We start from the raw sequence: 25,511 nt of genomic DNA on the forward strand, positions 1-25,511 counted from the left end.
TGTAGCCACAATCACGTACTGAGCGCCTGTGTAGGCCTCAGTTTTATCTTCCGTTGCCCGGAAATTAAGTGTTTTTTCCGTTAAAAACTGTTCAATTTCGGCATCAACAATCGGTGATTGATGATTATTTAACATCGCCACTTTTTCAGGGATGATGTCCACCGCAACCACTTCGTGGTGTTGTGACAGTAACATGGCGTTAGATAGGCCGACGTAGCCGGTTCCTGCGATTGCTATTTTCATATGTTAGACCAAATTATTTTATTAAGAGCTAAATTTTAACGTAGGATTATAAATAATTTTATGAGTATCATAATTTATTAGGTATTGATGTTTTCAGATTGTTTTTTATTAATTTGAATAATCATCATCATAATAAAAAAAATAGCACCTTCAATTTGAGTCAGGGCTAATAAACCAACAATCCATGATAAATACAAATATTTATTATTTGTATTTGCAGCAAAAAAACATATAGATGTAAAAAATAATGTAAACCCTAAAATACCCCGTTGGTATAGTTTGAGAAATATGGAAGTAGTATCACCATCAAATTTTGCGTATGGGCCGAACCCAAATAATTGTTGTAGTATATTGCCATCGCTAAATTGAGATAAAAATGAGGTGAAGGTGCCACTTCTATTATTCCCTACAAACCCACGATTAGCATCAAAATCAAGCCTATATAATATCAACTGATGCAGTAAATCATAGCTTGTAAAAAAAACAGCTATAACTAAAAATATGAGTATGGTTCTAAATATAAATTTTTTCTTGCTTATATTTCTAGATATATGTCTAGATAAAAATCTAAATAGAACTAAAGTTATAATGCAAAAGATAAAAACAAGGGATAACGATAGAAGGCCACTGATTGTATATATACCTATTTTATACTTTCGTAACTTAGTATCGTTGTTAATTAACTCTATACTTATTAGAAATACAAGGTACAGACCTAATGTTCCAGGTTCCCAAAAAACACTTGTAAATCGATAAAAAGTTAACCCAAATACATTAATAGAAATCCAAGATGGATAATATACTAGGCCATGAAAGGAAAAATAGCCACGTTCATCTGCATGGTCGCTTGCGTGAACTATTTCAGTCGGGGAAATTATATTTAAAGATAATGCGATGTAAAAAAATAAACCAGTAAGAATTATGCATGACATAATGTTACTGTATGCAATTAGTGATTTTTTCATGACTAGTGGTTTATATGATATAGATATATATGCCATTAGTATAGTTATTAGGTTGATAGGGGTAATGAAATTTAATAGGCTTACGTCATTATTTATTTTTGAAAAAGAAAATATTATTGTGCTTAATATTAATAGAACTAACCCAATGAAATTGTTTGTTTTTATAATTTTTTTTTCATGATTAAAAAGTATTATTAACAATGAGGACGTAATTGCTATTAAGTATATTATGCTATTGTCAATGACTGTAGAGAATAACATTAATTTTGTGGTAAGTAATAATACTATTGTTATTAGATGGCTGTGTTTTAATAACATGCTAGGAATCCATAATTGACTTTCCAGATATAAGGTATTTAATTCTTTTTACAAATGATATTTTTTTATTATCTCTCAGACTCCATCTAAGGATTAAGGGCAACTTAATATAAAATGGAAATCTTGATGCAATATATCCTTGAGCTAAATAGTGCTCTTTAGTTTTTTTTAGCCTATAAGTCATTAGAGTAGTATGTCTTATAGGAGTAATATCTAAAAAATTAATAGTGCTTCCTTTCTCAAATAAATTAATAAGAAATAAATTTTCCTCACCTGCAGGGTAATCGCTTCCTAAGCCAAACTTTGGGTTAAAAGAGACTTTCTTATTCGTAATTGACTCTTTATTAATGATAATTTCAATAGAACTAACTTGTAGTAATTGTACGGAATTAGTGCACAATCCAAATTTTCGAGAATTATAATTTTTATAAAACTCATTATCATTTTCTAGACTGCCGATTTTAACTAATTCACAGTCACTTTGGGAGTCATGTAAGAGCTCAATTAATTTATAAATATCCGTAATATTTAATTCAATGTCATCGTCGAGAAACCATATATACTTTGATGAACTTTTTTCTATGGCTCTATTCCTACTATTACTAATTCCTTTTTCATTATAATAATAGGTGATTATCTCATTATTATAAATGGTTTTTTGGTGTTTTAAATTCTCTATATTAGAAGAAAGTAACTGACAGATAATTAATATTTCAACATTTTCTATTTTTGGTAATGTTTCTAAATATTTTAAAGTGTCATTAAGGTTTTTATAAATAGTTGATATAGCTAATGTTAATATTTTATTATGTTGAGGTTTAGTAAAATATTGCATGATTACTCTTATAATAGTTAGTCGAACTTATTAATATGAAAGTTATCGAAAGTTTTTAATCATTTTTCTTAGTACATATATAATCTGTAATGGAACTTTTGATTTCTTTTTCTGATTAAAAATAATATTTTTTAGTAAAGATAATGTCGTATCTAGAGATGAATTATCACTTTTCTTTAAAAAATATTTTTTTGTTATGTTTTCATGGGATTTTTTTTGTTGATCTTCATATTTTCTGCTTACGCTAGTGCTAACTATACGATACTTTAGTAAGGTATCTTTGATGTTAAAAAAATTTAGTTCTTCATTAGCTATTAGTCTAGCCCATAATTCATAGTCTTCAGCGTGTACAAAATTATTAGAATAATAAAGTTCTTCTTTGATTAAATTTTTATTAAACATCACAGAAGGATGTATAAATGGACTTCCAAAAAAGCAAATAGCTTTTATTATTTTATCTGAATGTGGTTTTTTTTTGAGTCCAATATCATTTCCATCTTCATCAATTAAATTAGCATAAGAGCCAACAATCGCAACATTTTTATTTTTTTTCAGAAAACGCAACTGTTTTTCAATGCGGTCAAATCTTGCTATATCGTCGGCATCCATTCGGGCAATATAGCTTCCTTTTGATAAATGAAGTCCCTCATTGAGAGTGTATATTAACCCTTTATTCTCACGAGTAATTATCAGTATTCTTTTATCATCGAAACTATTGATTATATCTAATGACCTATCGGTAGAGCCATCATTTATAATAATGATTTGTAGATTTTTGTATGTTTGTCTGATTATTGAGTCAATTGCTTCATAAAGAAATTTTTCAGCATTATATACAGGTAATATAACTGAAACTAGTTCATTTTCATTCATAATTTAATAGCCGTTCTAAACTGATTTTTTAAATAATTCTTTGTTTTTAAAGCATGCAATTGCTCTATATAGACAGGTAACTATTGAGTTTAATACTAGAGCCCAGCAAAGCGTTATAATATTAAAGTTTTCTGTAATTAATAAATATAGTATTACTAATAAATAGAATAAAGCTGATATGTAAATACTGTTGTTGAAAGCTTTTTTCCTATTAATAAGAATTAAAGCACAGTTTCCAGAAAAATAGGTGACTATATTTGCTATGGGAATAATATAAAGAATTAATAAATAAGGATAAGTATCTCGCATGTCATCACCAGCAAATAGAGCTATGACATCTTCACCGAAGAGGAATATAAATGGGTATGCGGCTAGGTATATAATAAGAAGTACAAAAATAATTTTAAATGTTAGGTTGAAGTTTTTTGTTTTTGCGATATGGGGATATAGTATTTGATTTAAAATATTTAATGGCATTAAAGCTAAATTTATTAATTTTTCAGCTAGGTCGTAATAGGCTACCTGAGCTAGGCCTATGTAGTTACCAATAAGATAGGTATTTAATTTTAAGATAATAACACCAACAGATCTAGATAGTAAAAAAGAGTAAGATTTTAGTAGGTCTCTTTTCATTCTAAAAAAGGAAACGCGTACAAACTTAATCTGTAGTTTTTTTCTGACGAAATAAATTGAAATGATACCATTTAACATAGATGTAATAACTAGAGCTAATGGAAATGAGAAAAAACCTAAACTAGTATTAGTTCCAATTAGTATGATTAAAAGTAACATAAACCTAGAAAATAAATTTATCACAGCGGCGAATTTTATTTTTTCCAGACCTAAATATAACCATTGTGAAAATAATGCTTCTCCCAGCACTATTAAAAATAAAAAATTAGATAAGAAATATTCTTGACTTAATTTACTATTCAGCAGGATAAATACTTGATATACAGCTAGACAAATAAAAAAAAGAATAATCTTTATATATGTAATACTGCTGTATATAATGTTTAATCTTGTCTTTTTATCTCGGTTTTCAGCAGCGCTGCGGGTTCCTGAAATATTAAACCCAAAATCTACTATAATAGCTAAAAGCATAATTATACTTTGGATAAAGACGACAAGGCCATAATCAGCAATATTATATTTTCTAATTAAGTATGGATAATATATAAAAGGAACTAATAATGTGATTATCTGAATTAGAGATAGGTATGAAAAATTACTAACTATTTTTTTATTGAACATTATATATAATTTTTATTTAAGAGTTTAGTAAGAGAACTAGTAACTAACTCTACCTACGCGATCCATAGCAACTGCAGCATTTTCGCCCTTCCAGTTTTTTTCTGGGATCATATAGTTATTACCATAGTAGCTGATCAGATGTAGATTAGAATTTTTAGGTACATTCCAGTACTCATTTTCAAATAATATTTCTTGTACGCCATTATATGGATTTTTAAAGAGGTAAAGTTCAAATCCACCTTTTTGTTTCAATGACTCATCCCAAGTCATATTTTTAAAAGGGCGGAAAACAGGAGTATTTACTATATTATCTATTATAGAACAATAGAAAAAATCTATAGTTATCCCATTAAATTTGTAAGACTCTTCATAGACAATACCATCTACTGCTATTTCTCTGATAAACTGAAAACCTAGTTTTTTTAATTCGTTGCGTATGCCTATACTCCATTGTGATTGTAGTAATCCAAGGTCAACATCATAATCATGAGGAATGATTTTATTATTTCTCACTGCTCCTAATAATGTGCCATACTCTAACCAATAAGTTATTTTCTGATGTTTGAAAAAAAGATACATTTTATCTAGCATCTGATCTTTTTCTTTATTTAAAACTCTAGATCTTTTGTAAAAAGATAGATTTCTTTTTATATTTTTTAAATATTTAGTAATCACTTTGCTACCTGTAGGCATAGAGTTTTAGTATAAAAAGGATATCGGGATAGATATTTCATCAGGGTATGGTTCAATGATATGTTTAGTTGTTTTATGTGGAAAGATTTTTTTCTGTTTTATATAATTTTGTACTATTTTTTTATTAACCTCAAAATCATCACGCCATGACACAACATTAACAGCAGGTGAGTCATAGCTTAACATGACTGAAGGAACTCGTTTTAGTCCTAAGCGTTTTGCAACCTCAAATCGATGATGTCCATCCATAATTGCATATGAATTTTCTTCTAGAAGTAAAGGCACTCGCCAGAGTGCCTCCGATTTAATTTTTTCTACAAGCCATTCAACACGTTCAGGTATATGTTCTTCCGTAATTTGAATTTTTTCAATATTAACTAATTCTAAACGGTACACTTATTTAACCTTAGACTCTATTTCAAGTAAGCTATCGATCAAATGTTGATTATCAATACTATCCCTAACGGCTAATCTAATATATGACCGATTATCAAAGCCTTTTTTCTCTGCACAATCTTTCGCTAAAATATTATACTCAGTGCAAAGTATTTCAATAAGTTCCTTGGATGAAATCAGACTTACTTTACATAAAATATAGTTAGCTTGAGATTTAATAGGAGTTAGTAGTTTATTTTTTGATAATGCATCAAATAGTGAGTTTCTTTCGGTAATTATTTGCTTACAAGCACTAGCATATACCTTTTCATATTTCCCAATAATTTGAAAGAAAAATTCGCCTAAAGAATTTATATTCCACACAGGGATTGATTTTTTAATTAATGAAATTAATTCAATATTTGAGCTTGCTATAACACCTAAGCGAATTCCAGGAACGCCATAACTCTTACTGATACTTTTTATGACAATTAACCCTGAGTATAAATTAAGAATTTCTTCTTTCATTAATGTTGAGTCTAGGCCATTCTCGGCAAAATCTACAAAGCTCTCATCTACAATAAATGTTTTTTTATTTGCTTTAAACCAATCAATTAGTTCTAGTAAATCTTTGTATGGGATAAAGTTTCCAGATGGATTATCTGGGTTAATTAGAATAACTCCATCATTTTCTTGAGCTAATTTAATAATGTCATTCTTATCATATGTGAAATTTTGATTATTAAGTTTTTGCAGAGTTACAGATTTGAACCTTGATGAGTATTCTTCAAATGTTGGAATAAAAAGACCTAGCTTTTCATTTTTATATTGAGCCAGTATATCGATCAGCTCCGCTGCGCCATTTCCTACGGCGATTTGATCTGGGTTACACTTGAACATTTTAGCCGCCAAAAGCGATTGTACATTAGCACCAGATGGATATTCGCGAACTAAAGTATCAAACGAGTTTTTCATTTCTCCCATAAATGTTTTATTAGGAAAATACGGATTCACTAAATAGCAGAAATCAATAATGTCACTATAACGCCAATAACCACCGTAACGACGGGATAATAGGCTTAATTTTTCTTCTTTTTTTGCGAAAATAACATTAGCATTATCAAGGTCTTGTACATCATCTATCTCGTACCATTTTTCACCCTGTAATGGTAATGCTTTTAATTCTTGAGTTTCTAATAGTGTGATAACTCGCAATACTTGCTCGTAATACTCATTTTGACCTAATGCTTTTGAATAAGCCTCTAAAAAAGGTACATATGTATTTTCCAAAAATTCTTTAGAAAACTTATAAATATTTACTGTTTTATAATATAAATCGCTTTTACTAAACTCAAAATCTTTTTTAGGAACAAAATTAACTATATCAAAGTTATTATTAATCTCAACAACAGTTCCATCCATCCATGGTTGGTATTTATCTACTACGGCAATATTTGGAAATTGATTTGATACAAGATTTTCTATGATTTTTTCTTCAAAAATCAAATCACTTTCCAATAGAATAGTATCGTCTTTTACTAATTCATCTTTGGCAAGGTATATTGAATATATATTATTTGTTTTATCATATATATCGTTATCAATATATATTATCTCTATGCCATTATAACTACTACCTAAAAGCTCCTTTAATTTATTCTTGTGATAGCCAACTACTAACACAATTCGCGAAATATCATAATTTGAAAGAATTGATAAGCAACGTTCAATTAATGTAACGTTATGAACTTCTACCATACATTTTGTTTTATCACTTGTGTATTTTCCAAGCCTATTTCCCATTCCAGCAGCGGGTATGACAACTTGCATAATTATGCCTCTTCTTTCATAATTGAGTTATACCAATCCAAAACCATAGGTATAAAATTTAATTTCAGGCCAGATTTAATAGCGATATCATCTATGCATTTTAGCCCAATCCCAAAATCTTCAGTAAAATATCTTGATTGAAGATCTGCAGTATAGTGACCTTTCCCATCTTCAATCATTGGCGTTTCAATTTTTTTGAATGCATTGATATTTTTAATTTTATTTGTTAATTCTATGGCTGAGCTTACACCATAGTGACTTAAAATATCGGTATGTAAGTTTTCTATACCGTTCGCTTTATAGATTTTTTTTAGCTCATTATCCATATTAATTAGCAGGTGTGAGGACTCGTCACCCCACTCTTCATAAAATAATATTTTTTCCCTTTTTTTTAGGTCATTGTTAAAAATTGAATATAATCTTGATGTATGAAGAAGAGGATTTGAGTTTGATAGAGTGTTTTGTAAGTGGGATTCTAAATAGTATGTAGGTGTATTAAACAGATAGGAAAATGTTTCCAATAAATCATCTTTTTTATCCTTAAGGTATAAAAATAATTTATCTTTGTATCCTGTTATTTCAATTTCTTTTCCATATTCTTTTATTCTACAAATATATGGAACCCTCTGAAGTGAACCATAGTTAAACTTTTCATAACCCGTGATGCTAGAGATGAGGTCTTCAAAATTCCCATAGCCGGGAATGGCCACGATGGTACTATGGTGAATGTTTAATTGTGATAATTTATTAAGAGCATCCTTTCTATATTGTAAGGGTAATGTTAAAAAGATTATACTTGGACTGTCTTCTATTTTTTCATTCCAAGTTAATACATTAAATGATTGCGACTCATTTGGACCAAACTTTAATTTTGTATCCCATTTTGTTTTATCACGTACAAGTAGGTTAACATTAGCTTTGTCAGATAAAGAATATGCTAGTGAATGGCCAACATTGCCTCCACCAATAATTAGTATATTTTTTGTTTTCATTTTAGGTTTAATATTGTTCTCAACCCATAGCTACCGCACTGGGTTGTCGGGTCCCAGAGCACCATTGAATTTGTAAATGCATACTTATTAATTGAAAACGTTACATTTTTTGCTATCGCGTTCAATTGATAAGCATGGCTTATTGTTTTTTGCCGCCCAAAGGGTATGCCTCATGGCGAATCGGGTCAAGCAAAAGCGCTTAATAATACCACCAAACCTAGGTAGTGACTATCACTGCGATTGTCTTAGAGAATAGTCCTAATAGGAGTATTAAATGAATAAGTTATTTTAAATTATCAGGTTATAATTCTTATTATACGCGTGTGCCGTGATTAAATATTTTGCTTAAGTTAAGTCTTTTATATCATTGCATTTAATGTGGATATAATTAGCTCAAAAATAAAACATACCTATTTTTACGCGAATTTGGCGTTACGATGGATTAATAATATGCGTGATTGATAATATTAATTTACCCAATTTTTACGTTTATTTTTCAGCCAGATATGTTTTACTGCAAAACAGAAACAAATTAGCAAAAAAACGGATTATAGTTTACCTATAATCCGTCAGACTGCTGACAAAGCGATTCGGTTTGGCTGCAGGTTGGATAGGTTTTGAAAAAGGCTAAGGAAAATCAAAGGATTGATTTTTGGCTGATAACACAAAGCAGGAAAAACCACGCTTTTATCCTGCTTTGTCAGCAACCTAATGGATTATAGTTTACCCATAATCCATTTCAATAATAAGCATGGCTTGTGACTATAAGATGATTACCACTTAAATGGCACGTTTACCGTCACTGCGGCACCGACATCATTGCGTGTTTCATAATCGGTTTTTGAAACCCACACTTTTGCGTCAGTACTGACGTCATTGTCAAAGTTATGCCACCAACCCATATCAACACCTTTGATGGTTTCAGATTTAGGGAATAACTTGTTGCCGTCAAAGTTAGACTTATTCACTTTCGCATACATCAAACGTGTGCTAACACGGTTATCATCATCAAGGGTATATTCCACTTTGGTGGTTAACATACGGCCATCACCGCCCATACCATGGCCTAATGATGCACCTTGTTGGTAATAGCCATCAGTGTAGATAAAGTGGCGATACATGACTTTATCTTTATTCCACTCAGTGTGAGTGTTGGCGCCTTCAATATACCAATTTAATGGTTGGCCCCATAGCGTGTGATAGCCCTCGATACCGCCCATAAAGGCATTTTTCGATGGAAAAAGGTTGGCTTCATCTTCACCGACCATTTGGCCATATAAGCTGACAGGTAGATCGATTAATGGGTAAAGTTTCAGTTTAAAGTCTAAACCTGCGAGTTGGTTACCTGGATCGTCATTTACATCACCAGTATTATCCCTACCGCCCATGGCATTCCAGAAAGAATTCCAGTTATTAGGGCGGCCATCGCCTCCCCACATGACTACGCGGGAACCGCCGAGTTCAAAGAAATCAGTTGGGTTCATGGTCATGCGTAAACCAATCAGTTTAGTGTTTGGCCGGGATGAGTATTGTTTGATTTGGCCAGCGGTGAGCTGATATTGCCACGAGCCAATCCAAGAAAGCCATGGGGTTTCAAATGGGCTTTGGTCGGCGCGTTGCAGCAAAAAGCCAGTAACAGGGCGAGCCGCATCGGTACGAATTAAGCTGCCGTCGTGGCCAGGGCCCCACCATTGTGGGATCTCACCAAAAGTGACCCATTGGTTCCAAATTTTTACACCACCATATGAGCCATTGAGGTTGTAGTCAGAACCATTTTCAACGCGCAGAGCGCGCTCACCATTAGCGGTGAGGTTTAAATCCACATCGTCTGTGCTGTAGTTACCTGAAACGGTGTAACGAATGTCACTTTTTTCACTTTGGGCAAAGCCTTGCGGCATAGAGTTATGGCTAGAGGCAAAGTGCGTTTCCAGTTGAACACTGTTCTTTTTACGGTCTAGGTTTTTCTTAATACGCTGAATAATCGCTTCTTGTTCGCTATTGGTAATATTTGCATTATTCAACGAGCGGGTAATTTCTTCTTGGGAGAGTGGCCAAGTGGATAAGCTAATTTGAATGACGTTACGCTCTGAAAGCCATGCTAAATCACTGCGTAAGTTATCATTGGGTAGGACTAATCCCCCCGCCACACTGTGTGCGCTCATTGCGCCTAATACCGCAAGCATTGCCAGCTTGGTAAGCTTGAATTTTTTCATTGATAAATCCGTTTGAAGTTGAGTTCGCCTAATATTGAACAGGTCAATAAAGATAAATAAATTTCTAAAAATTAAACCAATATAAAGTGTGGTGATATTTTGCTTTATTATAAGTATGCTAATTTTAACGGGTGAGCCACCCGTGTTATGTCGAGAAGCAATCATCACAATTAAATTAAGTAAAATAGAATATCAGATTAAACTATTCGGGATAGGAAAGAGTAACTTATTAAAATATATAGCAATGTGATATGCATTAGATTTGTGTGTCTATTATTTCAATTTTATTGAGATTTAATTTTGCTTTGTTATTTGAATTTAAAATAAACAGATTAATATTTTGCAGGATGGTTTAGGGTTTATTGCTATGGGAACTCAATATAAGAATATTCTATATTAGGTGCTTATAAATCCATTTGGGGAATAGAAATAAAAAAGCCCTCTATTTTAAATAGAAGGCTTTTGGGAGTAATGTTTGAAATGGCTTAACGGCCGTGCTCAGGTAGCCAGATTTGTAACCTTAGCCCGCCCAGAGGGCTGTCATCGGCTTTCACCCAGCCTTTATGCTGTGTAATCGCAGTTTCAACAATTGCTAAGCCTAACCCTGTACCGCCAGTTTCACGGTCTCGCGCTTCATCGGTACGGTAGAATGGGCGGAAGATATGCTCACGGTCTGCAGGGCTAACACCTGGGCCATCATCATCCACAGTAATCAAAATACCGTTGTTTTCTTCTTTAAAATCAACAGCAATATGGGTATGTGAATAACGCAGCGCATTACGGACAATATTTTCAAACGCACTGCCCACCGCTGAAGGATTGCAATACAACGGCCAAGGGCCTGGGTTTGAGGTGATATCGAGCGTTTTGTTCATCTGTTCCGCTTCGAAGCTGGCATCATCTAAAATATCCCCCCAAAGTTCATCGGCTTTGATATTTTCGCGCAGAATTTCATTTTTATGTTGGCTACGTGAGAGCACCAACAAGTCATTGATCATGCTATCTAAACGATGCGTTTCGGTTTCGATGCGCTCCAGCTCTTTACTTTCACCATGGCGACGGCGTAATAGGGCGGTTGCCAGTTGTAAGCGAGTGAGTGGGGTGCGTAGTTCATGTGAAATATCAGAAATTAAGCGCTGTTGTGCACTCACCATGCCATCAAGTGCGCTGATCATCTGATTGAAACTGTTCCCTGCGGAGAGGAACTCTTGAGGCCCAGCTTCCAGTTCAGGGTGCGGCCGCAAATTCCCTTTGGCCACATCATCGGCTGCCATTTTGAGTTTTCGAGCGGGTCGAGCTAAGCTCCAAGATAGCCATAATAACAGTGGGGCACTGATTAACATGGTGGCAATTAAGAGCAAGAATGGCCTATCAAACAATAAGTTAATAAAGTCAGATTGCGGGCTGCTGGCTGGGCGCACTAAATAGAGTTGATAGTGGTCTTCGCCATCACGAATAGAGAACGGCCCGAGAATTTCAGCTCGGCCATATTTTTTCTTTTTGGGGTGATCGGCGTTATCGGATTGACCAATAAAGTTACGGATCACCTGCATTTCACTGGGCATCGCACCAATAACACGGCCTTCACTGGTGACAATAATTAGCCGCTGACCCGGCGGCGCCCATTTTTTGATGGCGTTGGAAATCCGACGCCACCAAAGTAGGTCATTCATGGGAGCTTGTGCGAGTTCGGCTTCAATATGTTGCTCAAGCATCTCCCCTTGGCGTTGTTCACTTTCCATCAGGACGGTGATTTGCCGAGAGTCGAGCTTGGGCACCATCAGCACTAGCATTAGCACTAGTGCGAGGGTAAACCAGAAAATCGCAAAGATCCTTGCGGTTAAGCTGTTGATCATGTGGCAGAAACCATTAAGTAACCACGGCCACGTAAGGTTTTAAACCAAGGTTGGCCATCAGTGCGTTCTGGTAATTTACGGCGCAAATTCGAAATATGCATATCAATAGCACGGTCAAACGGTGTTAGGCGTTTACCCAAAACTTCTTGGCTAAGGTGTTCTCGTGAAACTACTTGGCCTAAATGTTGTGCTAACAGATATAACAAGGTGAATTCGGTGCCCGTTAAGTCCAAAATTTCATTATCGAAACTGGCTTCTTGGCGACCTGGGTTGAGTTGCAGTTTATCAACTTGCAATACAGGGGTATTGCTGTTGCTATCCTGTGTTTGTTCACTCCAGTTTGAGCGGCGTAATAACGCACGAATACGTGCCACGAGCTCACGGTCATTAAACGGTTTTGGTAGATAGTCATCCGCACCTAATTCCAAGCCCAGTACTTTATCTAACTCACTACCACGAGCGGTTAACATAATGACAGGGGTCTGATGAATTTGGCGCAATTCTTTGAGTGTCTCAATACCATTTTTTTTCGGCATCATGACATCCAATAAAAGCAAATCAATGGATGAGTCAATCTGTTGCAATGCCTGTTCACCATCATAAGCGATGACGACATTGAAACCTTCCATTTCCAGCAGTTCTTTTAAGAGCGACGTGAGTTCACGGTCGTCATCAACTAATAGGATTTTATGCATTTTTTAAGTCCTCCAACTGCCAAAATACGATAACAATCTGTACGATTCCATGACTTTACGTTCTTTTACATGCTCTGACGCTAGTTTGCAGCCACAGGTGTATATTTATTCACATTGAATCACGAGCACAGTTCGGAGACAAGGTGTCAAATGCGAAGAACAACACATAGCAAAGTACATAATACAGTACATAAAACCGCAATGTTAGTTTTAGCTTCTGCATTTGTGTTCGGACCAACAATTGCTTTCGCAGAAGTTTCACAGAACGTTGCGAATGATGAAAGCTCAGTGCCATTAATGTTGCAGATGCAGCCTGAGGAAGTACCTTCGACAGCTCACCAAGTCGTTGTGCCATTTCAGTCACATGACATGTTTAGCAGTGAAGAACGCGCCAGCACATTTATGTTTAATGGTATCACATTAAATGAAAAGCAACGCCAGCAGCTACGTGATTTGATGGCAACGCAGCGCCATTATCGCACTGATAGCACGGCATTAGTGCAAGAGCGTGAAGCGTTACATAAATTAATTATAGCGGATAGCTTTGATGATAAAGCGGTTCGCCAGCAACTTGAAAAAAGAATGCAAAAAGAATTGGAACAACGCGTTGAAATGGCAAGAATTCATCATGAATTATACCAATTATTGACGCCAGAGCAGAAAAGTGAGCTTGAACAGATTCACCAACACAAAATGGCTGAATATCAAGCGATGCAGTTCCAATAAATCAGATTGAGAGTACCCGTAGTTGTAGTTGAGTAAGCAAGTTAATTTCAGATCCTTAATTTTGAAGTAAGTAGTGAAGTAGCAATAAATGAAGTTTTTCCTTGCCATAGACACCATCCCTGTCTTTTATAGCCCCTTTTAGGGGCTTTTTTTTTTGTTTAAATAGGTTGGGTGTTAACTATAGTTGACAATTTGTCGAGGGCGATTAAGATACAGGTATCAAGACAAGGAGACAACAGTCTTAACGACAGATCTATTCGACAACTGGATACGCGATCTCAAGGATTTAAGGGCGAAAACAAAGATTCAAGTGAGAATTCGGCGCCTAAAAAATGGAAATTTTGGCGATATTGAGCCAATTAGTGATGGCTTTTCAGAGCTGAGGATACATGAGGGGCAAGGGTATCGTGTTTATTTAAAACAGAAAAATAACGTTATGGTCATTTTGTCCTCAGGTGGGAGTAAAGGAACCCAGCAAAAAGATATCATCAAAGCCAAACAGGTTTTTAGTCAAATTGAAGGTGAATTATGGCCATAAAATTAAAAGAATATGATATTGCTGAGCATTTAAATAGCGAAGAAGAAATCCAATTGTATCTTAATGAGATCTTGGAGGAAGGTGACCCTGCTTTAGTATTATCGGCTCTCGGGGATATAGCAAAAGCTCGCAATATGAGTCAACTAGCTAAAGAGGTAGGGATGAGCCGTGAAGGTTTATATAAAGCATTATCAGGTCAAGGTAATCCTACATTCACCACAATCATAAAAATAGTTAACTCTCTTGGTTTGAAGCTACAATTTAAAAGTATTTAATACTCTGTTTTTATTAAAATAAAAACTTCTTATCTCATTATCTTGCTATTACCTCTCTACTAAAAAATAGGATAACGTTATGGTTCAGGTGTTAACAGCTCAGGATTATCGCAGTATGCCTTGGAAAAATGGGCAAGGCGTCACGTTGGAAGTGGCGAGAAGCCATGGTGAAGGGCTTGATGATTTTGACTGGCGGGTATCAATTGCGGATGTGAAAGCTGCGGGGCCTTTTTCTCATTTTTTAAATCGCCAACGTATTATTGGTGTGCTGGAAGGGAATGGGATGACTTTGCTTGTGGATGACCAGAGCCCAGTGACGTTACAGCAAAAAGAATTCTTTGCCTTCAAGGGGGAGAGCAATGTGCATGCTGAATTAGTTAAAGGCGCTATTCGTGATTTTAATCTCATTTATAATCCTGCAAAATATTCAGCACGCCTACAGTGGGTAAATTCAGCATCGGGTAGTTCTTGGATTAGCGATGCAGCCCAAATTCTCATTTTCAGTACTGCGCCAAGTATGAGCTTGGACGTAAACTCGCAACCGTTTGTGTTAAAACATTTTGAAACGTTGTTAGTGAGAAACAATATCCAGCCACTGCAATTTTCAACTCAGCAATCTGCAGGACAGGATTTCTGCATAATAGAGTTGTTTATTAAATAGTTAGGGACTTAATGCTATTTATTTGGATGTTTTTCCAATATTTTTAGCATTAATTATTTTTTAGGGTGGGATATTACTCTGTCGATTAAATTATTTTAGTAAAAATGTTATCAAATTCATAGAACCTGTAATTATGGCTTTATTCCTATTGTTATTTTCCGCAAAATTTATAGTCTTTAGCGTCACTAAAAAAATAAGAATGGTATTTCTTAAAGGAAAAATGATCTATGAAAATGAAAGCGCTTGTCGCCGTTGCTGTCTCTGCTGTGATTTTAACTGGCTGTAAAAATATGGACCAAGGGATGTTGACTAACTCTGGAATGCAATTATTCCAAGCAGCAACACTGAGTGATTCAGATGTTAAGCAATTAAGCGATCAATCTTGTAAAGAGATGGACGCACAGAACAAAATTGCTCCTTCATCAAGCAAATATTCCAAACGTTTAGACAAAATCGCTAAAGCTCTGGGTAACGAAGTTGATGGTACACCCGTTAACTATAAAGTTTACATGACTAACGATGTAAACGCATGGGCGATGGCGAATGGTTGTGTGCGTGTATACAGCGGCCTGATGGATGTCATGAACGACAACGAAGTTGAAGGCGTTCTGGGCCATGAAATGGGGCACGTAGCATTAGGCCATACTCGTAAAGCAATGCAAGTTGCTTATGCAGCAGTTGCAGCGCGTACAGCGGCAGCATCAGCTGGCGGCGTAGTTGAACAACTGAGCGCATCACAAGTTGCTGCATTGGGTGAAAAACTGATCAACTCCCAGTTCTCTCAACACCAAGAAAGCGAAGCGGATAACTTCTCTTATGACTTACTGAAAAAACGTGGTGTAAAAACTGACGGTTTAGTGACTGGTTTTGAGAAATTGGCAAAAATGGGTAGCCAAGAGACCAGCATGTTTGACTCTCACCCACCTTCAAGTGAGCGCGCACAAAACATCCGTGACCGTATCGCCGCTGATAAAAAATAATTATTAATTATTTTTGATAATAAGGTGTAACAGTGTAAATAAGCATTGTTGCACCTATTATGTATTTCTTGCAGATATTCTTATTTCAGAATTAGAAATCAGAACTTCCCCCGTTGTACTTCCTTAAATCACTCACTATCTTATCTATTAAATAATATTCAGGTTTTTTCATGGTGTTGCAGTTTTACGTTTGATAAAACGCTAACAAGGAAAAAAGATGGAAAAAGTGCAGAAAATTTCCCTTCTTGCAAAAGGAATGGGAATGCTGTTATCGGGAACTTGCCGTTTATTAACAGGGGTTCGTACTCGTTGGGTTGGCTGCCAGCCTGCCATAACCCCGCGTATTTATTATGCAAATCATTCAAGCCACTTAGATGGGTTAGTCATTTGGTCTGGTTTACCGCCACTGATGCGCCATTTTGTTCACCCTGTCGCCGCGAAAGATTATTGGGATAAAACGCCATTTCGCCGTTATTTAGTGAATAACGTTTTTCGCGCTGTCCTTGTCGATAGAAAAGGGGACAAACCTGCGCAAGGTAATATCTTGGAGCCTCTTGAGTCCGTTTTGGCAGCAAAGCATTCATTGATATTTTTCCCCGAGGGAACCCGTGGTAGTGGCGAAGTGCTAGGTCAATTTAAAAGTGGCCTGTACCATTTAGCGAAAAAATATCCCGATGTTGAAGTCGTCCCCATCTACCTTGAAAACCTTAACCGCGTATTACCAAAAGGGTCTAAATTAGTTGTGCCTGTTATTTGCTCTGCGGTAGTCGGTAAGCCTATCTCTCCTTTAACCGAAGCTGAAAATAAAACTGAATTTTTGCAACGCGCCAAAGAAGCGCTAGAGGAGTTGATGCCATGAGCGTTTGGGACAGCGAATTAGCCTTACTGTTATCGGGTGTGTTTGGAATATTAGTATTTGCGAGTGTCGTTGGTGGGATCTTGGCTTACCGTTATTCTGGTGATAAAAGCAATCCAACAATTGATAACCTGAATGCTCGTATCCGGGCATGGTGGGTGATGTGTATTATCTGCGTATTGGCGGTAGTACTTGGCAACATTGCAGTCGTTATTTTATTTGCATTGATATCATTCTTTGCGTTGCGCGAGTTTATTACTTTAACGCCAACACGGCGAAGTGATCATGAAGCGTTATTTTGGTGTTTCTTTATTTTCATTCCATTGCAATACCTTCTGGTCGGTATTGAGTGGTATGGGATGTTTTCAATTTTTGTGCCTGTGTTTGTTTTCCTCTTTTTACCTACACGTATTGCACTCGCAGGGGATACCTTTCATTTTCTTGAGCGCACGGCAAAAATTCAATGGGGGATGTTGGTGACAGTTTTCTGTTTAAGCCACGTTCCCGCGTTGTTGATGCTCAATATTGAGGGTTATGAAGGGGAGGGTGTGAAATTATTGCTCTTCTTAATTATTGTGACGCAAATTTCCGATGTCTTGCAGTATGTATTCGGTAAACTGATGGGTAAACGTCCGATTGTACCTAAATTGAGCCCAAATAAGACGATAGAAGGCTTTGTTGGTGGGATCTTATCCTCTGTACTGATTGGAATTTGCTTATATTGGGTTACGCCATTCAGTTGGTGGGTTGCTGGTTTAATGTCATTGGCGATCACGATTATGGGGTTTGTGGGTGGTTTATGTATGTCAGCCATTAAGCGTGATAGTGGTATTAAAGATTTTGGGGCGATTATTGAAGGGCATGGGGGCATGCTGGATCGCATTGACTCATTGTGTTTTGCCGCGCCTATTTTTTTCCATTTAACGCGTTATTACTATACATAGGCCAATTTTATTTTCGTTTTTGTTCGTTAATTAAAAGAGCACCAAATGGTGCTTTTCTTTTGTTTTATAGGTACAGCATAGAAGGAGTTTAAGTGTTATCATCAGTACTTAATTTTTATTTCAAACTAAGATTCAACTAGGGTAATTCGCTTGAGTTGGTACTCTAGGGCTTTTTTTGCATTGAAAGATTTACCTATTGGGGTGATCGGCTAGAATTATGTAAACTGGATCACAATAAAACATAAAAGCTTGATGGAAAGCAGATGCATAATTCACTCTTTGCCGTATTATGCTGTTAGGTGAATCAATTCAGCACTAGTAAGCCAGCGTAATTAGCGTTAAAAAGATTAGCAGCGTAACGGTTTTATCGATTTGCAATTTTATGTTCATTAATCAGAGGTCATCATGGTCAAGCAGATTAAAAGAATTGGGGTTTTAACGAGTGGTGGCGATGCACCAGGTATGAATGCCGCGATCCGTGGTGTGGTACGTGCTGCTTTAGGTGAAGGGCTAGAAGTGATGGGTATTTTTGATGGGTACCTTGGCCTGTATGAAAACCGCATGAAACAATTAGATAGATACAGCGTATCGGATATGATCAACCGCGGTGGCACCTTTTTAGGCTCAGCTCGTTTCCCACAATTCCGTGATGAAAAAGTACGTGCAATAGCCTTTGAAAATCTGAAGAAAAATCATATTGATGCGCTAGTCGTTATTGGTGGTGACGGTTCCTATTTGGGTGCGAAAGCACTGACCGAAGCAGGCTTCCCGTGCATTGGTCTACCAGGTACAATCGATAATGACGTTGCAGGAACCGATTACACCATTGGTTATTTTACTGCGCTTGAAACCGTTGTTGAAGCAATTGACCGCTTGCGTGATACCTCTACATCTCATAAACGTATCTCTATTGTTGAAGTGATGGGACGTTACTGTGGTGATTTAACATTATCTGCGGCGATCGCGGGCGGGTGCGAATTCCTTGTATTGCCTGAGCAAGAAATGGCGTTCGATCGCGAAGAATTGTTATCTGAAATCAAACGCGGTATTGAAAAAGGCAAACGCCATGCAATCGTTGCTATCACTGAACACGTTTGTGACGTGGGTGAGTTAGCCAAATATATTGAGCAAGAAACACACCACGAAACTCGCGCAACGGTTCTCGGCCATATTCAACGTGGTGGCTCGCCAGTGGCTTATGACCGTATTTTAGCATCACGCATGGGCGCATACTCCATTCAATTACTACTTGAAGGCTACGGCGGCCGCTGCGTGGGTATCCAAAATGAGAAATTGGTTCACCATGATATCATTGATGCGGTAATGAATATGAAACGCGTCTTTAAGAAGGATTGGTTTGATACAGCTAAGAAGCTCTACTAAAATCTTCGTCATATTTCAAGCTGTAGGGGTGTTGGCTACGCTCACTAACCCTAGTCACATACTTATGTATGCTCCTAGGGATTAGCTTTGCTTGCCGCCTACCTACAACTTGAACTATTTAGAAGATGGATATTTGTCATATTTCAAGCAGTAGGGGTGTTAGCTACGCTCACTAACTCTAGTGACATACTTATATATGATCCCCGAGCTATCCTCGTTTGCCGCCTACCTACAACTTAAACTATTTAGAAGATGGATATTTGTCATATTTCAAGCTGTAGGGGTGTTAGCTAAACTCACTAACCCTAGTGACATACTTATATATGCTCCCCGAGCTATCCTCGTTTGCCGCCTAGTCACAACTTAAATCTCTCCCTTACCTGTTCATATATTCCCCGTAAGCATAAGTTTTTCTTTTTAATTATTTCCAGTTATTGATGCTATCTGTCAGCCTCGCCTTATCGACAATTTGATGAGGGCTCAAAATGGCACGTTCATGGCAGGTAACAAAATCACAATTAACGACCGCATTGTTATTAATATTGACGACGGGGGCTTGGGCGAAAAATATTCAACTGTTGAATGTGTCTTATGATCCTACGCGTGAGTTCTATCAGCAATATAATCAGGAGTTTAGTGATTATTGGCAAAAGAAAACGGGGGATACTGTTACCGTGCGTCAGTCTCATGGTGGATCTGGTAAACAAGCTATCTCAGTTATTAATGGGTTAGAGGCGGATGTTGTTACGTTAGCCTTAGCCTATGACGTGGATGCTATTGCGCAAAGTGGGCGAATAGATAAAAACTGGATAGAAAAACTCCCCGATAACTCAGCTCCTTATACCTCAACGATTGTCTTTTTAGTCCGTAAAGATAATCCAAAAAACATTCGCGATTGGGATGATTTAGTCCGCAAAGATGTCTCTGTGGTGACGCCAAATCCGAAAACTTCAGGCGGTGCACGATGGAATTATTTAGCGGCTTGGGGTTATGCACTAAATAAAAATCAACAAGATCCTGAAAAAGCGAAGCAATTTGTGAAGCAGCTTTACCAAAACGTAGAAGTATTAGATTCAGGGGCTCGAGGGGCGACAAATAGCTTTGTTGAACGCGGCATTGGTGATGTATTAATTGCCTGGGAAAATGAAGCGTTACTTGCTATCAATGAATTAGGTGAAAATGGCCAGTTTGAAGTGGTTACACCCAGTATTTCCATCTTAGCAGAGCCAACGGTCGCAGTTGTTGATAAAACAGTTGATAAGCGTGATCGCAGAGAGGTCGCAGAGGCCTATCTTACACATCTTTATTCACCAGAAGGGCAAGAAATTGCTGCTAAGAATTATTATCGACCACGAGATAGTGAAGTTGCAAAAAAATACCAGCAGCAGTTTCCAGAATTGAAGTTGCTAACGGTAGATAAGGATTTCGGTGGCTGGCAGGCAGCGCAAAAAACGCATTTTGCGAATGGGGGAGTATTTGATGAGATAATTCAGCGTTAATACTCGTCATATTTCAATTTGCAGGGAGATTTCTTCATATTTTGAGCCGCAGCGTTGTTGGCTGCGTGCGCTCACCCTAGTCGCATATTTATGTATGCTCCTATATTTTCTTCATATTTTGAGCCGCAGCGTTGTTAGCTGCGTGCGCTCACCCTAGTCACATACTTATGTATGCTTCTAGGGATTCACTTACTTGCCGCCTAGCTGCAACTCAAACTATTTTGAAAATTGGTATTTTGATATTTTAAACCGTAGAGTCACATACTTATGTGTACTAACTAGTGCGGTTACCAAAGGTATTTTACGCCAATGTTTCCGAGATAAAGCGTCTGCTTATTATTATTACCAGATGTTGTACCATCATCTTTTGGATGTTTCCATGTTGAGGGTTCATAGGCGACACCACCCCATAATGTTAAGGATGGAGTGGCTTGATATTCGATATTTGTTCCTAGACGAAAACCGTTATTAATTTTTTGAACGAGATAAAAATGTTCATCATAGGTGTCTTCCTGTAAAGCATAACGAACATAAGGCGTAATACGCCAATCAGACTTTAAAGTGAAAGGTAAATAAGCGCGGACTTGTGATTGCATAAACCGGGTACTGAAGTGTTTATCCCATGCTTTGTCAAAGTATAAGGTCAGTTTTGCTTTTAAGGCCTCAGAGTGTTGGTAAGTGGCTCCAAATTCTGTTTCTGCTTCATGGCTATTAGAACTAAAATAATTACTGTAATAATAATAAGAAAGCCAGAAATTAAAAGACCATTTATCATTAAAATGATAGTTACCTGCTGGTGTTAGTGCGTATAAGCTATTGGAGGAGCGTACTTTGGTTCCTGGTGGGGAGTCATTAGATTCTTTTCGATATCGGGCGCCAATTTCAATGTCTGATTGTGGTGTTTTAACAAATTGTTTTGTAATGTCAAGTTGAGTGCGGCTACGAAGATAAGAATCACGGGAAGTACTAAAATTACGCCCATGGTTTCTCAGTGATTCGCGGTGTTCTATGTCAAATCGCCACTGAGATGCTGGGTTTGTCAGGGATAATTGGCCTACGGTACTGATTTTATCGTTCACTTTATTTTTAAATGCATCGACTTGCCCTTGATATTCTTCTATTTCCATATAGACATTGGTTTTAATTCGCCAAAAATCATTATTTGTTTCTGAAAAGCAAATGGCTGGAAATATAATTATAATATTAAATACTAAACTAATTATATATTTCATTTTCATCCTTTAAAGTAAACTTTATTAATTGTTATTTACTAATTTGTTAAGCAGGATAAATTTGAATTAAACTTTCAGTAGTGTCTATTGTTATTATTTGATAGTGGATAAACTAAAGATGTGAATATTATATTTATCACTTTGAATTTAATTGGTTTTATTGTTTTTTATTTTTTGTGTGAGGTAATGAGTTTTCTCAAGCGTTTGATTTTAAAAATAATATTAATTTAAATTATTCGTAACTTTAATAATTAAAAATTTGCTACTCGTTAAATAAAAAAACCGCCAATAATGGCGGCTAATCATTAAATAACAAAATAAATTTATTTTGTTTTTTTCGCTTCAGCGGCTGCTTTGACAATGACAGCAAATGCATCTGCTTTCAGGGATGCGCCACCCACTAATGCGCCATCGATATCTGGCTGAGTAAATAATTCAGCAGCATTGCTTGCATTGACTGAGCCGCCGTATTGGATGATGACTTGCTCAGCAATCGCCGCATCTTTTTTCGCAATATGGGTACGAATGAATTTATGAATAGCTTGTGCTTGTGCTGGCGTTGCGGATTTGCCTGTACCGATAGCCCAAATTGGTTCATATGCGATGACGGCACCTTGGAATGCTTGCGCACCTAGGGTGTTCAGCACTGCGTCAATTTGACGAGCACAAACTTCTTCAGTTTTACCTGCTTCGTTTTCCGCTTCGGTTTCACCAATACACAGAACAGGGATTAAGCCTTGCTCTTTCAGCACTGCGAATTTTTGAGCAACAAACTCATCACTCTCTTTGTGGTAAGTACGGCGCTCAGAGTGGCCAATAATAATGTATTTTGCACCTACATCTTTAAGCATTTCAGCCGATGTTTCACCCGTGAATGCGCCAGACAAGTTAACGTCAACGTTTTGTGCACCTAATGCAATGCGGCTGCCCGCTAGAGCATGTTTTGCTTGAGTCAGGTAGATTGCGGGTGGTGCGATAGCTACATCACAGCCATCGACGCTGCTCAGTTCGTTACGCAGACCTGCGATCAGGTCATTGACCATATGGGTGCTGCCGTTTAATTTCCAGTTACCCATTACCAATGGATGTCGCATGTTATTTCCTCCAACCAGAGAGTTTGAATGATTAATCAATAAGTTATTCATTGCGCATTAATGTTGCCAACGCAACGGGACAGTTTTGTCGCCATTCACCTTAAGTATTATAAGAACATTAGGGCATAATAGCTTTGCTTTTCATCATGCTTGTTCTTAGAGCGTGATCACAGTCTGTTTAGGGTGTTTGTTGCTCTAGCTTAATCGGTTCAACAGCAAAAGTAAGCACATTATTGTCACTTTTTACTAAAATATATCGCAGGTCGCCTAACCGAGCTTCTTCTGCACGGGTTGGGTTTTGATCTGCCATAAATTTATTTAAGGCAGTGGTTAGCTCTGGGGCTTTATCTAAAGAAACATCAGGGGCAAATTGATGGATGATTGCAAGCGTATAGCGTTCCATTAATTGGCGGTTTTCTTGGGCTTCTTGTACGTTATCTGTTGGGAGTAAGGTAATTTGTAAGCTTTTAATTTTTTCACTACCGCGTTCTAACACCGCAGAAGAATAAATTTGTTGATTGATACGGGAAGCGGCACGAATATAAGGAGCTGCAATGTCTTGGCTCGCAATGACTTTATATTCATGAAGATATAAATCTTTATAGGCTTGATTAAACTGAGTGCGTAACTCAGGGATGGTGAGGTTAAAAGAAGCCGCATCAGGGGCTAAGTAAGCGACTTCAAAATCAGTATCAGGTAAGGTTGGCACTTTTTGGGCGAATGCCAATGGTGGCGCACTGAGTGTAAAAATGGTTATGATGGCGGATATCGAACGAATTAAGGTTTGAGTCATTTTTTTGCCACTCATTCTTTGGGTTTTCACATTGTATCAGGATTATAAGTAATGACATTACAACAATGGGCTTTTTCCTTCAAAGGTCGAATAGGGCGGCGACCATTTTGGGTCGGTATCGCTGCCAGCTTTATTTTGGTGGCTGTGATTGTCCTGTTACAGAATACGTTTTTATTACCTGAAATGGTTACTCTTTTTCTTTTTGTCCTCTTGCTTTATCCTTTAGCCGCGATTTTTTCAAAGCGCCTACACGACAGAGGAAAATCAGGTGGGTGGTTCGCATTAATTGTATTGGCTTTTGCGCTTTATTCAATGGATGTCAGCCAGTTCGAACCTATTTGGCAGTGGGGAATTGGGCGATTCTTACCCCTATTTATTGCGATGATTATGCTATTGGATTGTGGTGTGTTTGTCGGAATGGATAGTGCGAATAAGTACGGTGAAAAAACTGAGACTGTGAATTATTTATAACGCATTGACTACCCTGAAATATTCAGGGTAGTGTTTATCTCTCTTTACCAGTATTGCTCGCTGGAAATATGACCAGGCTTACGGCGTAAATGCTTAATCATTCCATGGCTAATTTTTAGCGTATCTCGTGTGTCACGTACCATTTCAGGGTTACCACATAACATCACATGGCAAGTTTCAGGCGAAAGGGATAAACCAACCGCATTTTCGAGAGCATGACTTTCAATTAAGGCAGGGACTCGACCATGCAAAGATGTTTGGGTTTGCTCTCGACTGACAACAGTGACAATTTTTAATTTTCCTTGGTACTGTTGCTCAAGTTCCTGCATTAATGGCAGATAGCTCAAGTCTTTTTCATATCGAACAGCGTGCAATAAAACGATTTTTTCAAATCGTTCGAGATCTTTTCCTTCTTGTAAGATTGATAAGAATGGGCCAATAGCTGTCCCAGTTGAAAGCATCCATAAATTTTTACACGCTGGAATTTCATCTAAGACAAAAAAACCTGCCGCTTCATCTGTTATTTGTAATGTATCGTTAGGCTTTAGCTGTGCTAATTTGGGACTCAGTTTGCCCCCGGGAACAATCACAAAATAAAACTCAAGTCGGTTATCGCTGGGGGCATTCACATAAGAATAGGCACGTTGAATTCGTTCTCCCTCGATTTCAAGGCCAAGTTTAGCGTATTGTCCTGCAGTAAAAGGTTTAATGGGGGCGTCGATGACAAGGCTAAACAATGTATCAGTCCAAAACTTGGCTTCAATCACTTTCCCAGTTACCCAATTTGCCATAAATCCACCTCTTATTATTTCAAAATCAATCCCGCTAAGTGAGTGATGTTTTACCTTAAGTTAGTCGGGGTATTGCTCATTAGGATTTAATACTAAAACAGTTCACTATTTATGCTTATCGATAAT

The 25,511-nt window shown here is 36.9% G+C and carries 25 protein-coding genes and 1 pseudogene; 10 read left to right on the forward strand and 16 right to left on the reverse strand.

The features are described from left to right. The 12 genes and pseudogenes from PR808_RS18785 to cpxR all read right to left on the reverse strand — a co-directional run. Positions 1-243: pseudogene (locus PR808_RS18785) on the reverse strand (UDP-glucose 6-dehydrogenase); the annotation flags it as partial. A gap of 77 nt (positions 244-320) precedes the next feature. Continuing rightward, entirely contained in the window at positions 321-1,208 is an 888-nt protein-coding gene (locus PR808_RS18790) for a hypothetical protein (RefSeq protein ID WP_272539871.1), read from the reverse strand. 319 nt (positions 1,209-1,527) lie between these two features. After that, positions 1,528-2,361, reverse strand: coding sequence for a glycosyltransferase (locus PR808_RS18795; protein WP_272539872.1), 834 nt, complete (start codon positions 2,359-2,361; stop codon positions 1,528-1,530). 42 nt (positions 2,362-2,403) lie between these two features. Continuing rightward, complete coding sequence (locus PR808_RS18800) at positions 2,404-3,234, reverse strand: glycosyltransferase (RefSeq protein WP_272539873.1); 831 nt, start codon at positions 3,232-3,234, stop codon at positions 2,404-2,406. Between the two features lie 15 nt (positions 3,235-3,249). Then, positions 3,250-4,488 carry an oligosaccharide flippase family protein gene (locus PR808_RS18805; protein WP_272539874.1) on the reverse strand — a complete coding sequence of 413 codons (1,239 nt, stop codon included), beginning with the start codon at positions 4,486-4,488 and terminating at the stop codon, positions 3,250-3,252. Between the two features lie 36 nt (positions 4,489-4,524). Next, positions 4,525-5,163: a LicD family protein gene (locus PR808_RS18810; protein WP_272539875.1), complete on the reverse strand. Its 639-nt coding sequence runs from the start codon at positions 5,161-5,163 to the stop codon at positions 4,525-4,527. Positions 5,164-5,187: 24 nt separating this feature from the next. Beyond that, positions 5,188-5,577, reverse strand: a complete 390-nt coding sequence (locus tag PR808_RS18815; protein ID WP_272539876.1) for a ParB N-terminal domain-containing protein — start codon at positions 5,575-5,577, stop codon at positions 5,188-5,190. Then, entirely contained in the window at positions 5,578-7,386 is a 1,809-nt protein-coding gene (locus tag PR808_RS18820; RefSeq protein WP_272539877.1) for an aminotransferase class I/II-fold pyridoxal phosphate-dependent enzyme, read from the reverse strand. Between the two features lie 2 nt (positions 7,387-7,388). Next, a complete protein-coding gene (locus PR808_RS18825) occupies positions 7,389-8,378 on the reverse strand; it encodes an NAD/NADP octopine/nopaline dehydrogenase family protein (RefSeq protein WP_272539878.1) in 990 nt (329 codons plus the stop codon). Positions 8,379-9,151: 773 nt separating this feature from the next. Continuing rightward, positions 9,152-10,591 carry a capsule assembly Wzi family protein gene (locus tag PR808_RS18830; protein WP_272539879.1) on the reverse strand — a complete coding sequence of 480 codons (1,440 nt, stop codon included), beginning with the start codon at positions 10,589-10,591 and terminating at the stop codon, positions 9,152-9,154. A 485-nt stretch (positions 10,592-11,076) separates the two neighbouring features. Further along, complete coding sequence (cpxA, locus tag PR808_RS18835; protein WP_047756819.1) at positions 11,077-12,447, reverse strand: envelope stress sensor histidine kinase CpxA; 1,371 nt, start codon at positions 12,445-12,447, stop codon at positions 11,077-11,079. After that, complete coding sequence (cpxR, locus tag PR808_RS18840; RefSeq protein ID WP_206085856.1) at positions 12,444-13,142, reverse strand: envelope stress response regulator transcription factor CpxR; 699 nt, start codon at positions 13,140-13,142, stop codon at positions 12,444-12,446. Before cpxR ends, cpxA begins: the two co-directional genes overlap by 4 nt. 150 nt (positions 13,143-13,292) lie before the next feature. On the opposite strand from cpxR, the gene PR808_RS18845 reads away from it, so the two are divergent. From PR808_RS18845 to PR808_RS18885, 9 genes are all read left to right on the forward strand, one after another. After that, positions 13,293-13,868: a Spy/CpxP family protein refolding chaperone gene (locus PR808_RS18845; protein WP_206085858.1), complete on the forward strand. Its 576-nt coding sequence runs from the start codon at positions 13,293-13,295 to the stop codon at positions 13,866-13,868. Positions 13,869-14,052: 184 nt separating this feature from the next. Continuing rightward, the gene (locus PR808_RS18850; protein ID WP_442960068.1) at positions 14,053-14,406 is read left to right on the forward strand and encodes a type II toxin-antitoxin system RelE/ParE family toxin; all 354 of its coding nucleotides are present in this window, start codon (positions 14,053-14,055) and stop codon (positions 14,404-14,406) included. Beyond that, positions 14,397-14,681: an addiction module antidote protein gene (locus PR808_RS18855; RefSeq protein WP_206085937.1), complete on the forward strand. Its 285-nt coding sequence runs from the start codon at positions 14,397-14,399 to the stop codon at positions 14,679-14,681. Before PR808_RS18850 ends, PR808_RS18855 begins: the two co-directional genes overlap by 10 nt. 79 nt (positions 14,682-14,760) lie before the next feature. Continuing rightward, entirely contained in the window at positions 14,761-15,342 is a 582-nt protein-coding gene (locus PR808_RS18860) for a HutD/Ves family protein (RefSeq protein ID WP_206085938.1), read from the forward strand. A gap of 227 nt (positions 15,343-15,569) precedes the next feature. Continuing rightward, on the forward strand, positions 15,570-16,322 hold the full coding sequence (locus tag PR808_RS18865) for a M48 family metalloprotease (RefSeq protein WP_047756827.1): 753 nt from the start codon (positions 15,570-15,572) through the stop codon (positions 16,320-16,322). 217 nt (positions 16,323-16,539) lie between these two features. Further along, positions 16,540-17,181: a lysophospholipid acyltransferase family protein gene (locus tag PR808_RS18870; RefSeq protein WP_206085940.1), complete on the forward strand. Its 642-nt coding sequence runs from the start codon at positions 16,540-16,542 to the stop codon at positions 17,179-17,181. Next, positions 17,178-18,122 (forward strand): phosphatidate cytidylyltransferase, encoded by a 945-nt coding sequence (locus PR808_RS18875; protein WP_206085942.1) that lies wholly within the window; start codon positions 17,178-17,180, stop codon positions 18,120-18,122. Before PR808_RS18870 ends, PR808_RS18875 begins: the two co-directional genes overlap by 4 nt. A 405-nt stretch (positions 18,123-18,527) precedes the next feature. Next, positions 18,528-19,505: a 6-phosphofructokinase gene (gene pfkA, locus PR808_RS18880; protein ID WP_047756829.1), complete on the forward strand. Its 978-nt coding sequence runs from the start codon at positions 18,528-18,530 to the stop codon at positions 19,503-19,505. A gap of 485 nt (positions 19,506-19,990) precedes the next feature. Then, positions 19,991-21,004 carry a sulfate ABC transporter substrate-binding protein gene (locus PR808_RS18885; protein WP_206085944.1) on the forward strand — a complete coding sequence of 338 codons (1,014 nt, stop codon included), beginning with the start codon at positions 19,991-19,993 and terminating at the stop codon, positions 21,002-21,004. Positions 21,005-21,291: 287 nt separating this feature from the next. Here PR808_RS18885 and PR808_RS18890 read toward each other — a convergent pair whose 3' ends face one another. From PR808_RS18890 to PR808_RS18900, 3 genes are all read right to left on the reverse strand, one after another. Then, positions 21,292-22,236 carry an autotransporter outer membrane beta-barrel domain-containing protein gene (locus PR808_RS18890; protein ID WP_272539880.1) on the reverse strand — a complete coding sequence of 315 codons (945 nt, stop codon included), beginning with the start codon at positions 22,234-22,236 and terminating at the stop codon, positions 21,292-21,294. Between the two features lie 323 nt (positions 22,237-22,559). Further along, entirely contained in the window at positions 22,560-23,330 is a 771-nt protein-coding gene (tpiA, locus tag PR808_RS18895) for a triose-phosphate isomerase (protein ID WP_206085953.1), read from the reverse strand. Positions 23,331-23,508: 178 nt separating this feature from the next. Beyond that, a complete protein-coding gene (locus PR808_RS18900; RefSeq protein WP_206085955.1) occupies positions 23,509-24,123 on the reverse strand; it encodes a DUF1454 family protein in 615 nt (204 codons plus the stop codon). Between the two features lie 51 nt (positions 24,124-24,174). Between PR808_RS18900 and PR808_RS18905 the strand changes: the two genes are divergently transcribed. After that, a complete protein-coding gene (locus tag PR808_RS18905; RefSeq protein WP_272539881.1) occupies positions 24,175-24,594 on the forward strand; it encodes a DUF805 domain-containing protein in 420 nt (139 codons plus the stop codon). A gap of 44 nt (positions 24,595-24,638) precedes the next feature. Here PR808_RS18905 and fpr read toward each other — a convergent pair whose 3' ends face one another. Beyond that, the gene (gene fpr / locus PR808_RS18910; protein WP_206085959.1) at positions 24,639-25,385 is read right to left on the reverse strand and encodes a ferredoxin--NADP(+) reductase; all 747 of its coding nucleotides are present in this window, start codon (positions 25,383-25,385) and stop codon (positions 24,639-24,641) included. Between the last annotated feature and the right edge of the window lie 126 nt (positions 25,386-25,511).

Source organism: Providencia sp. PROV197, assembly GCF_028479625.1.
Taxonomy (GTDB): Bacteria; Pseudomonadota; Gammaproteobacteria; order Enterobacterales; family Enterobacteriaceae; genus Providencia; species Providencia vermicola.

Excerpts from the sequence above, each read along its gene's own strand:
- PR808_RS18790 (WP_272539871.1), bottom strand. The coding sequence starts at position 1,208 with ATGAAAAAATCACTAATTGCATACAGTAACATTATGTCATGCATAATT.
- PR808_RS18795 (WP_272539872.1), bottom strand. The coding sequence starts at position 2,361 with ATGCAATATTTTACTAAACCTCAACATAATAAAATATTAACATTAGCT.
- PR808_RS18800 (WP_272539873.1), bottom strand. The coding sequence starts at position 3,234 with ATGAATGAAAATGAACTAGTTTCAGTTATATTACCTGTATATAATGCT.
- PR808_RS18805 (WP_272539874.1), bottom strand. The coding sequence starts at position 4,488 with ATGTTCAATAAAAAAATAGTTAGTAATTTTTCATACCTATCTCTAATT.
- PR808_RS18820 (WP_272539877.1), bottom strand. The coding sequence starts at position 7,386 with ATGCAAGTTGTCATACCCGCTGCTGGAATGGGAAATAGGCTTGGAAAA.
- PR808_RS18825 (WP_272539878.1), bottom strand. The coding sequence starts at position 8,378 with ATGAAAACAAAAAATATACTAATTATTGGTGGAGGCAATGTTGGCCAT.
- PR808_RS18830 (WP_272539879.1), bottom strand. The coding sequence starts at position 10,591 with ATGAAAAAATTCAAGCTTACCAAGCTGGCAATGCTTGCGGTATTAGGC.
- cpxA (WP_047756819.1), bottom strand. The coding sequence starts at position 12,447 with ATGATCAACAGCTTAACCGCAAGGATCTTTGCGATTTTCTGGTTTACC.
- cpxR (WP_206085856.1), bottom strand. The coding sequence starts at position 13,142 with ATGCATAAAATCCTATTAGTTGATGACGACCGTGAACTCACGTCGCTC.
- PR808_RS18845 (WP_206085858.1), top strand. The coding sequence starts at position 13,293 with ATGCGAAGAACAACACATAGCAAAGTACATAATACAGTACATAAAACC.
- PR808_RS18855 (WP_206085937.1), top strand. The coding sequence starts at position 14,397 with ATGGCCATAAAATTAAAAGAATATGATATTGCTGAGCATTTAAATAGC.
- PR808_RS18860 (WP_206085938.1), top strand. The coding sequence starts at position 14,761 with ATGGTTCAGGTGTTAACAGCTCAGGATTATCGCAGTATGCCTTGGAAA.
- PR808_RS18865 (WP_047756827.1), top strand. The coding sequence starts at position 15,570 with ATGAAAATGAAAGCGCTTGTCGCCGTTGCTGTCTCTGCTGTGATTTTA.
- PR808_RS18870 (WP_206085940.1), top strand. The coding sequence starts at position 16,540 with ATGGAAAAAGTGCAGAAAATTTCCCTTCTTGCAAAAGGAATGGGAATG.
- PR808_RS18875 (WP_206085942.1), top strand. The coding sequence starts at position 17,178 with ATGAGCGTTTGGGACAGCGAATTAGCCTTACTGTTATCGGGTGTGTTT.
- pfkA (WP_047756829.1), top strand. The coding sequence starts at position 18,528 with ATGGTCAAGCAGATTAAAAGAATTGGGGTTTTAACGAGTGGTGGCGAT.
- PR808_RS18885 (WP_206085944.1), top strand. The coding sequence starts at position 19,991 with ATGGCACGTTCATGGCAGGTAACAAAATCACAATTAACGACCGCATTG.
- PR808_RS18890 (WP_272539880.1), bottom strand. The coding sequence starts at position 22,236 with ATGAAATATATAATTAGTTTAGTATTTAATATTATAATTATATTTCCA.
- tpiA (WP_206085953.1), bottom strand. The coding sequence starts at position 23,330 with ATGCGACATCCATTGGTAATGGGTAACTGGAAATTAAACGGCAGCACC.
- PR808_RS18900 (WP_206085955.1), bottom strand. The coding sequence starts at position 24,123 with ATGACTCAAACCTTAATTCGTTCGATATCCGCCATCATAACCATTTTT.
- PR808_RS18905 (WP_272539881.1), top strand. The coding sequence starts at position 24,175 with ATGACATTACAACAATGGGCTTTTTCCTTCAAAGGTCGAATAGGGCGG.
- fpr (WP_206085959.1), bottom strand. The coding sequence starts at position 25,385 with ATGGCAAATTGGGTAACTGGGAAAGTGATTGAAGCCAAGTTTTGGACT.